We start from the raw sequence: 14194 nt of genomic DNA, 5'->3' as shown, positions 1-14194 counted from the left end.
TATCAACTTCAGCAGTTGGCTTCTTCTACACCTGATTTGCAGTGTCGCACTTATTATCTGAATTTAGGTTTCTATAACCCCTATACTGCCGATGGCATCGCAGCGGGGTTACCTATTACTGACAATGCCATGTCTCCAGAGCTTTTCCAACGTGCTGCACAGCGGATTGGCCTCAGCACCCGATTTGTTAAGCGTTCTTTGGCAAAAATTCCTGATATGGTCATGCCGGTTGTTTTGCTCTTAAAAGAAAAGCAAGCCTGTGTGTTGTTGGAGTTAGATAGAAAAAACGGAAGCGCTAAAATTCTCCGACCAGAATCCGGTGAAGGCGAATTAACAATAACCATAGAGCAGCTGAATGAATCGTTTTCGGGTTACTGCTTTTTTGTTCGTCCCTTGTATCAATTTGACAAACGTTCCGAGAAAAGTGACGAAAAAGAAACCAAAAAAGGTCATTGGTTTTGGGGAACCGTTACTGGGTCTTGGCGAATATATCGTGATGTTTTCATCGCGTCGTTATTAATTAATATTTTTGCCGTAGCCAGCCCTTTGTTTGTCATGAATGTTTATGATCGTGTTGTGCCAAATAACGCGTTTGATACCCTATGGGTTTTGGCAATTGGTGCCGCGGCGGTGTATTTATTCGATTTTTTACTGCGTATGCTGCGAGCGTACTTTATTGATATTGCCGGTAAAAAATCAGATATCTTGATATCCGCGTCGATTTTTTCCAAAGTGAATAACATTACGATGGCATCTCGTCCTAAGTCGGTTGGCGCATTTGCAAAGAACTTGCAAGAGTTCGAAAGCATTCGAGACTTCATCACGTCTGCATCCATCACCACCTTGGTGGACATTCCGTTCATGTTTTTGATCATTGGCGTAATATGGCTGATAGGTGGCCCGGTTGGTTACATTCCGATTGTGACCATTGCGCTTATTGTCTTATACAGTCTTATTATTCAAATTCCGCTACGACGTTCCATTGAGGAAAGTCAAAAAACCGCGTCTCAGAAAAACGCAGTATTGATCGAAAGCCTATACAACGCTGAAAGTGTGAAGTTGAATAATGCGGAAGGCGTCATGCAGCAACAATGGGAAAATGCCGTAGGCAATATTGCCGATTGGGGGGTAAAAACGCGTCAGTTGTCTCAGTCTTCTTCGTCATTTGCAATGGTGGCCCAACAGCTGACAACCGTGATTATTGTTATTGTCGGTGTGTATCAAATATCAGAAGGTAATATGAGCATGGGGGCGCTGGTGGCGTCAGTCATGTTGACAGGAAGAGCGCTTGGTCCAATGGCGCAAGTGGCCAGTTTGGCGACTCGTTACAATCAGGCTAAGTCAGCGTTTTCATCATTGAATGAGATCATGTCTTCGCCGGTAGAAAACCCAGATAACGTGAAATTTGTGCACCGTCCTTCATTTAAAGGGTCTTTTCAATTTGAAGCGGTAGACTTTGCCTACCCAGATCAAGAACAAGCCGCGGTAAGTTCGATAAACTTCACCATTCAGCAAGGTGAGAAAGTTGCCATCATTGGGCGTATTGGTTCGGGTAAGTCAACACTAGGCAAATTAATGACGGGCTTGTATACACCAGGCTCTGGCGCCATACGCATAGATGGTGTCGATTTGCGGCAAGTAAACCCGACCGATTTGCGTCGCAATGTAGGCGCGGTGTCGCAAGACGTGAATTTATTTTATGGTTCCATTAAAGACAACATCGTCATGGGTGTGCCTTACATGGAAGATGACGCGATCATTCGAGCGGCGGATTTATCCGGTGTGTCTGAGTTTGCTAATCGTAAGCCAAGCGGGCTGGACAGCAATGTTGGTGAGCGTGGTGCCTTGTTATCTGGAGGGCAACGCCAAAGTATCGCGATCGCAAGAGCGTTACTTTTTGATCCGCCGATTCTTATTTTGGACGAACCGACGGCGTCTATGGACAACACCACTGAGGCTCGGATGAAACGTCGATTAATGGAAGGGATTAAAGACAAAACCCTCATCTTAATTACACATAAGGCCTCTATGCTAGACATGGTTGATCGTATTATCGTCATGGATAACGGTCGCTTGATTGCTGATGGTCCAAAAGCACAAGTGCATGAAGCGCTTCGCCAAGGCAAATTGAAGGTCAGTTAATAATGAGCAATAAAAACCAGATATCTCAAAACGATTTAGAATATTTGACGAACCGAAATGCAGCATTGATGCTGAAAACGCCTCGTGGTGGTCGAATTATTTTATGGGTTATTTTTATTTTTGTGACGGTCGCTTTGGTGTGGGCGCACTATACCTCGTTGGATGAAGTTACCGTTGGTGAAGGGAAAGTCATACCATCCAGTCAGGTTCAGCAAATACAAAACCTTGAGGGGGGTATTTTAAAAGAGATCAATGTTAAGGTGGGGCAAGTGGTCGATAGTGGTCAGGTGCTGATGACTATTGAAAATACAGAAGCTTTGTCGTCATTGCGTGAACAGCAAGCGGAATCGATTAACTTGCGGGTGCGTGCCACACGTCTGCAAGCCGAATCGTACGGAGTTAAGCCAGAGTTCGATGCACAGGTGATGAAAGAGTATCCGCAAGTGGTGAGTCGAGAGATGGACTTGTATAAAAACCGCCTAGAGTCATTACGCACGAATCAGTCCAGTTTCCAGCAGCAAATAGAGCAGCGAAAACAGGAAATTGTCGAGTTACAAGCCAAGTTAGACAATTTAAAACAAAGTTATGCGTTCTCGAAAGAGGAGTTGTCATTAACGCGCCCCGCGTTTGAGCAGGGGGCGGTTTCTCGGGTTGAACTATTGCAGTTGGAGCGTCAAGTAAACCAGTTGCAAGGGGATCTAGAAGCAACGCAATTGGCGATTCCTCGCGCGCGATCGGCTTTAAAAGAAGCGCAAAGTAAATTAGAAGAAAGCGATGCGAAATTTCGTGCGGATGCACAAGAAGATTTAACAACAGTAAAAAGCAAGTTAGACCAACTCCGCGAGAGCAATGTGTCTCTTGAAGATAAGGTTTCCAGAACTCAAGTGAGATCGCCGGTTAAAGGGATAGTCAAGCAGCTGCAGATCAATACCGTTGGTGGTGTTATTAAACCAGGAATGAGCTTGCTGGAAATAGTTCCGATTGAAGATTCCTTGTTGATCGAAGCGAAAGTTCGTCCAGAAAATATTGGTTTCATTCAACCAGATATGAGCGCGGTGGTAAAACTATCGGCCTATGATTTTGCTATTTTTGGCGGCTTACATGGGGTGGTTGAAAACATCAGTGCGGACACCATTTTAGATGAAGAAGGCAACAGCTTTTATTTGGTGAGAGTGAGGACAGATAAAAACCATTTAGGCCGTGAAGAAGCGCCATTGCCTATTATTCCTGGTATGCAAGCAACGGTAGACATCATTACGGGCAAAAAGACATTATTAGACTATTTGCTAAAACCGATTCTGAAGGCAAAACAAAATGCGCTTCGTGAGCGCTAATTACAAAAAAAATGGCAGGTTTGATGACGAGTAACAAATGTTAACAAACCGTTATTATTTGCTGGTTAGAATAGCAAGATCGCACTTGATAGGACGAGATCAATTTTGAAAATTTTGTGTTGGAATACAGATAACGCCGTATGGAAGCATTGGAATCAAGTGATAAGCCGTGGTGTCTCATTAGTTCGTGTTGATACCTTGGAAGAAGTGCGCCAAATACTGCGTGCAAAGCCGTCTGAATTTGAATACTGCTTCTTTTATTTGGATAAGGAATTTTTTGCAAAGCACGTCGAGGATGTGGCCAGTGTTTGCGCTGAGCTTCCTCAACAAAAAGTGGTGGTTTTCCCTAGCCAGCATAGTCAATCGGCGGCATTACGGCTTTTTTCTGTCGGTGTAAACGGGCAGTGCGCGCCCTATATTGGTAAAGAGCAATTGACCTTGGTTTTGTCGGTCATTGAGTCTGGTGAGATTTGGGGTGGAAAAGCCTTTATTCAGCAGCTTATTCAGCAATCTGCTTTGCCTGTCGCTCAGCCGAATAGTGCGTTAGATGAGTTATCTGAACGCGAGTTAAGCGTGGCGCAATGCGTCTCTAAAGGCTTATCTAATAAGCAAATTGCCCTTGAATTGAATATTACTGAGCGTACAGTGAAAGCCCATTTGACGTCGATTTTTAAGAAAACACAGACAAAAGATCGTTTGGCATTGGCGCTTTTGGTTAAGCCGCAATCTGTCGTGCATTAAACTCGCTCATCGAGTCTTAGTTTGCGCTTTTTTGGTTCGCGTTTTACTTTTTTGATGTCTTTCCGCTATTAAATTGACGTTTTTTTCTTCTTAAAGGCCCTAAAACGGGCCTTTTACCTGTTTATTATTCCATTTTATGTGTGTCTAAATGGCGCATATCTTGCATTTTGTTTGGTGCTTACTTTACGTTTTTTAAGAGAATGCACCATGCTTGCTCCCCCAGAAAAAGAACTGACTGTGATGTTGGTAGACAATGAACCAGCAAGAGCGGCCATTGTTGAACAGGCGATGGTCGACAGTGGTTATCGTGTGATTAGGCGCTTGGAGAGTGCTAAAAACCTCACGGAAGCCGTGGCAGAGTTTCAGCCGGATATGGTCATTATTGACATCGAATCACCCGATCGGGATATGTTAGAAAACATGTCTCGACTTACTCAAGATAACCCACGCCCGATTGTTATGTTCGCCGAAGAAGACGATTCCAGACATGTGGAAGCCGCTATTCGTGCTGGTGTAAGTGCTTATGTTGTTGACGGCGTGAACAGTGGCAGCGTTAAGGCGCTTCTTCAAGTGGCCATCGCAAGATTTAGGGAGTTTCAGGCGCTTCGATCTGAATTAGAGTCAGTGAAAAGCCAGCTTGAAGACCGCAAGCTAATAGACAAAGCAAAAGGTTTGATAATGAAACATCAGAAGTGTGATGAACCCGCCGCTTATCAAGCTCTGCGCAAATTGGCTATGGATCGTAGTCAGCGTATGACCGACGTAGCTCGAAATATTATCTCTGTGATGGAATTAATGGGAGGCTCAAAATGATCTTGATGCAGCCAAATACAGTTATTCAAAATGCAGAGCCTATTCGAATTGGGTTTATTCCATTGATTGATTGCGCTCCTTTTGTCATTGCTCATGAGAAAGGTTTCTTCTTACAAGAAGGCGTGGATGTGGTGCTTTCCAAGGAAGCGTCTTGGGCGAGTATTCGTGACAAGGTGACGTTTAATTTACTGGATGGTGCTCATATGTTGGCGTCCATGCCAATTGCGGCCAGTTTGGGTATTGGCACGATAAAGACATCCATGGAAACGAGCTTTACGGTCAGCCACAATGGTAATGGCATCACCATTGGGAATGAATTGTACAAACAGTTACAGCGGTTTGCTGTGTCATCGGCAGACATTCGATCGGGTGCCGCGCTGAAAAAGTTGATTGAAAGTCGAGGTAAGGGGACTGCGCCACTGCGGTTTGCGATGGTATACCCTTATTCATCGCATAATTACCAGTTGCGGGATTGGTTAAGTCGAGCGGGTATTGATTCGGATAATGATGTGCAGATCGTGGTGGTGCCTCCGGTCAAAATGGTGGACAGTCTTCGCCAAGGAGACATAGACGGTTACTGTGTTGGCGAACCATGGAACAGTCTTGCTGTGGAGCAAGGTGTTGGGCATATGTTGGTCACGGGATTCGAAATTTGGGGAAGCACACCAGAGAAAGTGTTTGGTGTGAACTCGACTTGGGCTGAGCAAAATCGCGGGTCGTATCTTGCGGTGATACGAGCGCTAGAGCAGGCATGTAAGTGGGTGGATAATCCGGCGAATCAGACAGAGCTGCTTAATATTTTAAGCCAATCTGATTATTTAAATTGCACGGTTGAGCAGCTGGTCTATGGTTTCGGATCGGTAAAGCCTAAGGGGCAGTTCGATTGGCCAATGGACGCCTATCAGCGATTTTCAGGCAGTGATATTAATAAGCCGCTTCCAAGTTATGCATTATGGATCATGGCGCAGATGCATCGTTGGCATCAACTGGATCATGTCACGTCGCTGAACGATTTGGCGGAGCAAGTTTATCGTAAGGACTTGTTTTATGAGGCGCTGGGCTTAGCGCAAAGGAATCAGGCATCAGAGTGGCGATTATCTGCAAAAGAAGAGTCCACTTGGCTTTCCTCTGTTGCTTCAGGAAAGATCCGTTTGCACCCAGAAGGCATATTAAAAGGGTTTGATCGTTTTGAGTGAGTGGTATTTGAACATGTCATGTTTTAGTGCGTTGTGCGTAATGATTGGGCGAAAAAAGGTTTTCCAGCGGGCTCATACGTCATTCGTGGCGGTGTTAAATATATAAATATTATATAAATCATATGGTTAATTATGTTGGCACGTTGCGTGCTTTATTAAATACATTGAAAAAGAGTTAGCTAAAAAATTTTGGTGAAATTAGCAACGATGCTGAATTGTCACCCACATTACTGAATATCCAATGTAGGATTTTCTTTGAATGGCAAAGGCGCCTGTGAACACATTTTGTTGTGATTGCATGCGCCTTTTTTGTTTTTCTACTTTTTAAACCTGTCTTTAGAAGCGGAGTATGACGATGAACCTTAGATTTTTGAAAGCCGTAATTCCCCTGCCTGTGACTGCAATGGCAGTACAGAAAGTCCGTGCGTCTGTGTTGGTCGGCTCTGTTCTTTTGTCTGGCATTGCTCATGCAGAGCTTGGTTATCCGGAAAAAGAAGAGTTGAAATTTGGCTTTATAAAGTTAACAGACATGGCGCCATTGGCGGTGGCCTATGAAAAAGGCTACTTCGAAGATGAAGGCTTGTACGTCACGTTAGAAGCTCAAGCAAATTGGAAAGTGCTGTTGGATCGAGTCATTGATGGGCAATTAGACGGTGCTCACATGCTGGCGGGACAGCCATTGGGCGCCACCATCGGCTACGGTACCAAAGCACACATTGTGACGGCGTTTAGCATGGATTTGAACGGGAACGGCATAACTGTATCAAACGATGTTTGGGATGAAATGAAGAAAAACATTCCAAATGGCCCCGATGGAAAGCCAGTTCATCCTATTAGTGCAAGTGCTCTAAAGCCGGTCATTGATGGTTATAAAGCGCAGGGCAAGCCATTCCAAATGGGCATGGTTTTCCCAGTTTCCACTCACAACTATGAATTACGTTATTGGCTTGCTGCAGGTGGAATCAATCCTGGCTACTACGCGCCAGCACGAGGCGATACCAGTGGCCAAATCAATGCAGATGCTCTGTTGTCTGTAACGCCGCCACCACAAATGCCAGCCACCATGGAGGCCGGCACTATTTCTGGTTACTGCGTGGGTGAACCATGGAACCAACAAGCCGTATTTAAAGGTATTGGCGTGCCAGTGATTACCGATTATGAAATCTGGAAGAACAACCCAGAAAAAGTATTTGGTGTGAGCAGTGATTGGGCGGAGCAGTATCCAAACACACATATTCGTGTGGTGAAAGCGATGATCCGTGCTGCGAAATGGTTGGATGATAACAATAACGCTAACCGTCCAGAGGCTGTGAAAATCCTTTCACGCAGCCAATACGTTGGTGCCGATTACGATGTTATCGCCAACAGTATGACGGGGACATTTGAATACGAAAAAGGTGACAAGCGCGAGATTCCTGATTTCAACGTCTTCTTCCGTCACCACGCGACTTACCCGTATTACAGCGATGCCATCTGGTACCTAACGCAAATGCGTCGTTGGGGGCAGATTGCGGAACCTAAGTCTGACGAATGGTTCATGAATATCGCTAAAGAAGTTTACCGTCCTGACATCTATGCGCAAGCGGCTAATTCATTGATCGAAGATGGCATCATGATGGCGTCTGAATTCCCTGACTTTGACAAAGAAGATGGATTCAAACCACCTCAAAGTGACTTCATCGATGGCGTTTTGTATGACGGAAAATACCCGAATGACTATTTGAAACGCTTCAAAATCGGCCTGAAAGGTGATGATCAGATTTAAGAAGATCAAACACAAAGAGTCAGTCCAAAGTGGTCACATACCGTGGCCACGTTCCAAGAAATAGAGTGAGAGAAAGATGATGATTTCAAACATAACGATGGCGTCTTTGAAGGATAAGATCAGCGCATTTTCTGTGAAAGGAATGCTGCTGCCTGTCTTTGGCATCTTGGTTTTCATCTTGTTGTGGCAAGTCGGAGCAAGTCGTGTGCATACCTCATTGGGAGAGTTTCCAGGGCCTGTGGTGGTGTATGAACAATGGAACAGTCTGGTGGCTGAGCATCAAAATGAGCGCATCAAGGCGGATAAGTTTTACGCCAGACAAGAGGAGCGTATTGCCCAAAGACAAGCCAAAGACCCTAGTTATGTTGGAACAATAAGAGACTACACCGGTAAACCAACGTTTTTTGATCAAATTTTTACCAGCTTGTATACGGTTTTAGCAGGTTTTGGGTTGGCCAGTTTGATTGCGATTCCTGTCGGTATTTTGATAGGCCTTAACAGGTCGGTTTACAGCGCCTTGAACCCCGTAATTCAAGTCTTTAAACCTGTGTCGCCATTGGCATGGTTGCCCTTGGTAACCATGGTGGTGAGCGCGAGTTATGTTTCTGATGATCCGATGTTTTCAAAGTCATTTTTGACATCCATGTTCACTGTGACTCTGTGTTGCATGTGGCCCACGTTGATTAACACCGCGGTGGGTGTGGCTGCGGTGGAAAAAGACTTGCTTAACGTATCAAAAGTGTTGCGTCTTGGTTGGATGACACACGTGGTGAAAATTGTAGTGCCGTCTGCGATTCCGTTGATGTTTACCGGTTTGCGTTTGTCGCTTGGCATTGCGTGGATGGTATTGATTGCGGCAGAAATGTTGGCGCAAAACCCAGGGTTAGGGAAATTTGTGTGGGATGAATTCCAAAATGGCAGTTCAAATTCGCTAGGCCGAATTATGGTGGCGGTGTTGATGATTGGCTTTATTGGTTATTTATTAGACCGAGTTATGTTGGCGATTCAGCGTTTTGTTTCTTGGGACAAAACTCAGGTGCTGCGTTAGTTGAAGGGATTCAGCGAGTAGGCCATTTGTCAAAAATAGAGTAATGAAAATACGCGAATCGGAGAAAAGTATGACAACACATTTAGATATCAGCCATGTTTCCATCGAGTTTCCAACGCCAAAAGGCTCGTTTAAAGCGCTTGATAACGTTAGTTTGAAAATAGAGAAAGGCGAATTTGTTTCGCTTATTGGTCACTCTGGTTGCGGCAAGTCAACCGTACTGAATATTGTGGCGGGTTTGTATGATGCCACCGAAGGCGGCATTTTGTTGGACGGCAGAGAGGTAAAAGGGCCGGGCCCAGAAAGAGCGGTGGTGTTTCAGAATCACTCTTTATTGCCTTGGTTAACGTCTTATCAGAATGTTGAGTTGGCTGTTAAACAAGTGTTTCGCAAAACAAAATCTAAGAAAGAAATGCACGATTGGATCATGCACAACCTTGAATTGGTGCACATGACGCATGCGGCCGATAAGCGCCCAGCTGAAATTTCTGGTGGTATGAAGCAGCGTGTTGGCATCGCCCGAGCATTGGCCATGGAGCCAAGTGTCTTGTTGATGGATGAACCTTTCGGCGCGCTTGATGCCCTGACGCGTGCGCACTTACAAGACTCGTTGATGGAAATTCAGAAAGATTTAAACAACACCGTCATCATGATCACGCATGACGTGGATGAAGCGGTCTTGCTATCAGATCGCATTGTGATGATGACGAATGGTCCAGAAGCCACAATTGGTGAAATTTTGCATGTAGATTTGGAGCGCCCAAGAGACCGTTTGGCGCTGGCGAATGACCCAAAATATGTGGATTACCGTGCTCAAGTGCTGACTTTTTTGTACGAAAAACAGCGCAAAGTCGAACCCATTCATAGTGTGGCTAAAAACAAAGCCACGCCTGCTACCACCAAGGCTGCGCAGGCGTAATACCATGAACCAGACAATGAAACGTCGGCTGGTGATTGTGGGTGCAGGTATGGCCGGTAGTAAATTGGCACACGATGCAAAAATCGCGTATGGCGATGCATATCATATTATTTTGATCGGTGAAGAGGCTCAGGTTGGTTATAACCGCATACTGCTGTCGTCTTTACTGGCAAATGATATTGCCGATGCTGATATGAAGCTGGTGGATGCGCAAAAAATGCAAGACGACGGTATCGAAATCGTCGCTAATGACCCAGTAGTTCGTGTTGATGTGGCTGAAAAAAACGTGATGTTATCCAGCGGACACCAAGTGGCTTACGACCAATTGGTGTTGGCGACTGGCTCGCGGGCAAGTCGTTTGCCAATAGACGGGGCGAATGCGCCCAACGTGATGGGCTTTCGGACTTGGAATGACGTCAATGTCATGACCCAAATGAAGCCTAACCAGTCTATTTGTGTGGTGGGTGGTGGCCTTTTGGGGTTAGAAGCGGCCGTTGGTTTGGCGAAACGCGGACATAAGGTAACGGTATTTCATCGTTCTCATTGGTTACTAAATCGTCAGCTTGATCAAGAGTCCGCCGCATTACTGCAACGACGTTTGGTAGAGATGGGAGTGGCGTTTCGACTGGGTGAGTCGCCTGTGTCCTTTGTGCAATCTGACGACGGTCAAGTCGAACAGGTGGTTTGTCAAAATGGTGACCAACTGGGTGTTGACTTGGTTGTGATGGCGGCGGGGATTTCACCTGAAACCAGCTTGGCGAGCACGGCTGGACTGGCGGTTGATCGCGCTATTTTAGTGGACAAGCAAATGAAAACCTCTTACGCGGATGTGTTTGCGATTGGCGAGTGCTGTGAGTTCAACCAACAGACCTTTGGGTTGGTCGCGCCGATTTGGACGCAAATTACTGTGTTATTGAGTGTTTTATCGGGATCGGAAGCGGCTTTTTCTATAGAGCCAACGCCAACAAAATTAAAAGTGTCGGGTGTGAATCTTTTTTCTGTAGGAAGGATTCAGCCCATCAGTGGAGACAGCTGCCTCCTTTTTAAGGATGTCAGCGTAAACCATTACCGCAAACTGGTAGTCAATGATGGCTTGCTGGTTGGAGCAATTCTTTATGGCAACGTCGCCGATGGGAGCTGGTATTTCCAGTTAATACAAAATAAGACCAATGTCTCTGACATGCTTGATTTGCTGATATTTGGCGAAGCGTATTGCTGCCCCAAAGTCGCGTAATTAGGTCGTTTCGGACGTTGCTAGCCGTTAGGCATGTTACTTCAATAAAAGTTATTGCAAGGGGAATAAAATGACTTCTACCGTGTCTTTTCTTAATTCTAAACCTCATTTAGTCGTGATCGGCAATGGTATGGTCGGTCACCACTGTGTCGAGCAGCTGATCGCTCAAGGTGGGCATGATGCCTTTAATATTACGGTTTTTGGTGAAGAGCCGTATTTGGCCTATGACCGAGTGCATTTAAGCGAATATTTCACGGGGAAAGGCGCCGCGGATTTGGCCATGACGGACGGCTCTTTGTATGCCGACAATGGCGTTCGCTATTTTACAAACAGTTTGGTGACAGAGATCGATCGCGATGCGAAGCGTTTGATGTTGCATAACGGTGAGGCACTATCATACGACAAGTTGATTCTGGCCACTGGCTCATACCCTTTTGTTCCACCCATTCCCGGTCATAAACGTGATAATACTTTTGTGTATCGTACATTAGACGATTTGGATGCCATTCGTGCTTGTGCAAAAGAAGTCACGCGAGGCACGGTCGTTGGCGGTGGTTTGTTGGGGCTCGAAGCGGCCAATGCGTTGAAAAATTTGGGTCTCGAAACCAGCGTCGTGGAATTCGCTCCGCGTCTTATGCCAGTTCAGTTAGACGATAAAGGCGGTTCTGTTCTTAAAGAGATGATCGAAGGCATTGGTGTAAAGGTGTACACCGATACGGCGACCAAAGAGATTGTTGATGGGGAATCGGCTTTTCATCGAATGAACTTTGCCGATGGTTCCCATCTTGAGACGGATTTGATTTTGTTCTCTGCGGGGATTCGTCCTCAGGATGCGTTGGCGCATCAATCTGGTTTGGCCGTGGGTGAACGAGGTGGCATCAGTGTCAATAATCACTGCCAAACCAGCGATGAAGACATTTATGCGATCGGTGAATGCGCGCTGTGGAATAACCGTATTTTTGGTTTGGTGGCACCAGGTTACGCGATGGCAAAGGCCGCTGCAGGTCATTTAATGGGCAACGCGAGTGTGACCTTTACTGGTGCTGATATGAGCACGAAATTGAAGTTGCTTGGCTGCGATGTGGGCTCTGTTGGCGATGCTCATGCTCAGTCACAGGGCTGTAAAGTGTTTGTTTATCAAGATGAATTGAGCCAGAGCTACCGCAAAATGGTGGTGTCCGAAGACGGTAAAAAGTTATTAGGTGCGGTTTTGGTTGGCGACAACAGCTACTACGATACGCTGTTACAGTATTACTTAAACGCCATTGATTTACCGGAACAAGCGCAGTCGCTGATTTTGCCTGCAATGGAGGGAGCGCCTGTTGGGTTGGGAGTTGATGCGTTGCCCGCAACGGCGTCGATTTGCAGTTGTCATAACGTTTCTAAACAAGACATTAGCGATGCGGTTTGTTGTGGTGCGTTGTCGGTTGGCGATGTAAAAGGCGTCACCAAAGCGGCAACCGGGTGTGGTGGTTGTGCCGCGTTGCTGAAAAAGGTGGTCGACAATGAATTGTTGGCGTTGGGTGTTGAGGTCAGTACTGACATTTGTGAGCACTTTGCGTACACACGTCAAGATTTGTATAACTTGGTCAAAATAGGCGAGATTAAAAGCTTTGCTGAGTTGTTAAAAACACATGGTAAAGGGCACGGTTGCGAAATCTGCAAACCCGCTGTCGGCTCCATTTTGGCGAGTGTTTGGAATGACTATGTGCTGAAAAAAGAGCACATCAGCTTGCAAGACACCAACGATCGTTTCCTTGCCAACATGCAAAAAGACGGCACCTACTCTATTGTTCCGCGTATTCCCGGCGGCGAAATTACGCCCGATCGATTGATCGTTCTAGGTGAAGTGGCCAAAGAATACGGACTCTATACAAAAGTAACCGGCGGTCAGCGTATTGATTTATTTGGTGCTACTTTGCCACAGTTGCCCGAAATTTGGGGGAAATTAATCGCAGCGGGATTTGAGACTGGTCAGGCCTATGGCAAGTCTTTGCGTACCGTAAAGTCTTGCGTTGGCAGCACTTGGTGTCGTTACGGCGTGAATGACAGTATGAAAATGGCGATTGATTTAGAGAACCGTTATAAGGGGCTGCGTTCGCCTCATAAGATTAAATTCGCCGTATCGGGTTGTACCCGAGAATGTGCAGAAGCACAGAGTAAAGACATTGGGGTCATTGCCACCGAAGGCGGTTGGAATTTGTACGTGTGCGGTAATGGTGGTATGAAGCCCCGTCATGGTGATTTGTTTGCCAAAGATTTGGACGATGAAACCTTGGTGAAATACATTGACCGCGTGCTGATGTTTTACACGAAAACCGCCGACCGATTGCAGCGTACTTCCGTCTGGATGGAAGGCTTAGAAGGTGGTTTGGATTATCTAAAAGACGTGGTTATTCACGATAAACTAGGCCTGTGTGCCGAGTTGGAAGCGCGTATGCAGCATGTGGTTGATACCTTCCAATGCGAATGGAAAACCACACTAGAAGACCAAGAAGCGTTGAAAACCTTTCGCCAATTTGTGAATTACGACGGTGAAGACAGCAACGTAGTGTTTGTGGAAGAGCGCAATCAAATGCGCCCTGCAACGGACCTAGAAAAACAGCAATTAATCGCAAAGGTGGGTTAATACGATGACGATGCCGTGGAAATTAGTGTGTAAGCAGAGTGATTTGGTTGTGGATGCCGGTGTTGCAGCCATGGTTAATGGCGAGCAGGTGGCGCTTTTTTATGTGCCAGAATCGGACAACAAGGTTTTTGCTCTTGGAAACTGGGACCCTGTTGGTAAAGCAAATGTTTTGTCGCGTGGTTTGATTGCACATCTTCAAGGAGAGTGGGTTGTAGCAAGTCCGCTTTATAAACAGCATTTCGTTTTGTCGACGGGGCAGTGTCTAGAAGAAGAGCTCAGTGTGCCTCATTGGCAGGCCAAGCTCGAAGGGGGCAGTGTGTATATTGCTTCACTTTAAAACAGTGCGTTTGGTGGTTTTTTTGCACTGTTTAAG

11 protein-coding genes are annotated in these 14194 nt (G+C 45.9%); all 11 read left to right on the top strand.

Annotated elements, in window-relative coordinates:
• The first annotated feature begins 15 nt into the window (after window positions 1-15).
• The 11 genes from AABA11_RS10255 to nirD all read left to right on the top strand — a co-directional run bounded on the left by AABA11_RS10255 (window position 16) and on the right by nirD (window position 14158).
• Window positions 16-2142 (top strand): type I secretion system permease/ATPase, encoded by a 2127-nt coding sequence (locus AABA11_RS10255; protein WP_420915714.1) that lies wholly within the window; start codon window positions 16-18, stop codon window positions 2140-2142.
• 2 nt (window positions 2143-2144) lie between these two features.
• Entirely contained in the window at window positions 2145-3476 is a 1332-nt protein-coding gene (locus tag AABA11_RS10250) for an HlyD family type I secretion periplasmic adaptor subunit (RefSeq protein ID WP_338267605.1), read from the top strand.
• A gap of 105 nt (window positions 3477-3581) precedes the next feature.
• Entirely contained in the window at window positions 3582-4217 is a 636-nt protein-coding gene (locus tag AABA11_RS10245; RefSeq protein WP_338267603.1) for a response regulator transcription factor, read from the top strand.
• Window positions 4218-4424: 207 nt separating this feature from the next.
• Window positions 4425-5030, top strand: coding sequence for an ANTAR domain-containing response regulator (locus AABA11_RS10240; RefSeq protein WP_265729988.1), 606 nt, complete (start codon window positions 4425-4427; stop codon window positions 5028-5030).
• Window positions 5027-6226, top strand: coding sequence for a CmpA/NrtA family ABC transporter substrate-binding protein (locus AABA11_RS10235; RefSeq protein ID WP_338267599.1), 1200 nt, complete (start codon window positions 5027-5029; stop codon window positions 6224-6226). The genes AABA11_RS10240 and AABA11_RS10235 overlap by 4 nt, the downstream gene beginning before the upstream one ends.
• Window positions 6227-6581: 355 nt before the next feature.
• Window positions 6582-7991 carry a CmpA/NrtA family ABC transporter substrate-binding protein gene (locus AABA11_RS10230; protein WP_338267597.1) on the top strand — a complete coding sequence of 470 codons (1410 nt, stop codon included), beginning with the start codon at window positions 6582-6584 and terminating at the stop codon, window positions 7989-7991.
• Window positions 7992-8067: 76 nt separating this feature from the next.
• Complete coding sequence (locus AABA11_RS10225; protein WP_265729984.1) at window positions 8068-9039, top strand: ABC transporter permease; 972 nt, start codon at window positions 8068-8070, stop codon at window positions 9037-9039.
• A 70-nt stretch (window positions 9040-9109) separates the two neighbouring features.
• A complete protein-coding gene (locus AABA11_RS10220; RefSeq protein ID WP_265729983.1) occupies window positions 9110-9958 on the top strand; it encodes an ABC transporter ATP-binding protein in 849 nt (282 codons plus the stop codon).
• 4 nt (window positions 9959-9962) lie between these two features.
• Window positions 9963-11192, top strand: coding sequence for an NAD(P)/FAD-dependent oxidoreductase (locus tag AABA11_RS10215; RefSeq protein WP_265729982.1), 1230 nt, complete (start codon window positions 9963-9965; stop codon window positions 11190-11192).
• A 70-nt stretch (window positions 11193-11262) separates the two neighbouring features.
• On the top strand, window positions 11263-13821 hold the full coding sequence (gene nirB, locus AABA11_RS10210) for a nitrite reductase large subunit NirB (protein ID WP_265729981.1): 2559 nt from the start codon (window positions 11263-11265) through the stop codon (window positions 13819-13821).
• A gap of 4 nt (window positions 13822-13825) precedes the next feature.
• On the top strand, window positions 13826-14158 hold the full coding sequence (gene nirD, locus AABA11_RS10205) for a nitrite reductase small subunit NirD (protein WP_338267587.1): 333 nt from the start codon (window positions 13826-13828) through the stop codon (window positions 14156-14158).
• Window positions 14159-14194: the final 36 nt, after the last annotated feature.

The sequence above is a fragment of the Marinomonas pontica genome, from assembly GCF_036322735.1.
In the GTDB taxonomy this organism is placed as follows: Bacteria; Pseudomonadota; Gammaproteobacteria; order Pseudomonadales; family Marinomonadaceae; genus Marinomonas; species Marinomonas pontica.
This window is presented reverse-complemented; position numbering and strand designations above follow the sequence as displayed.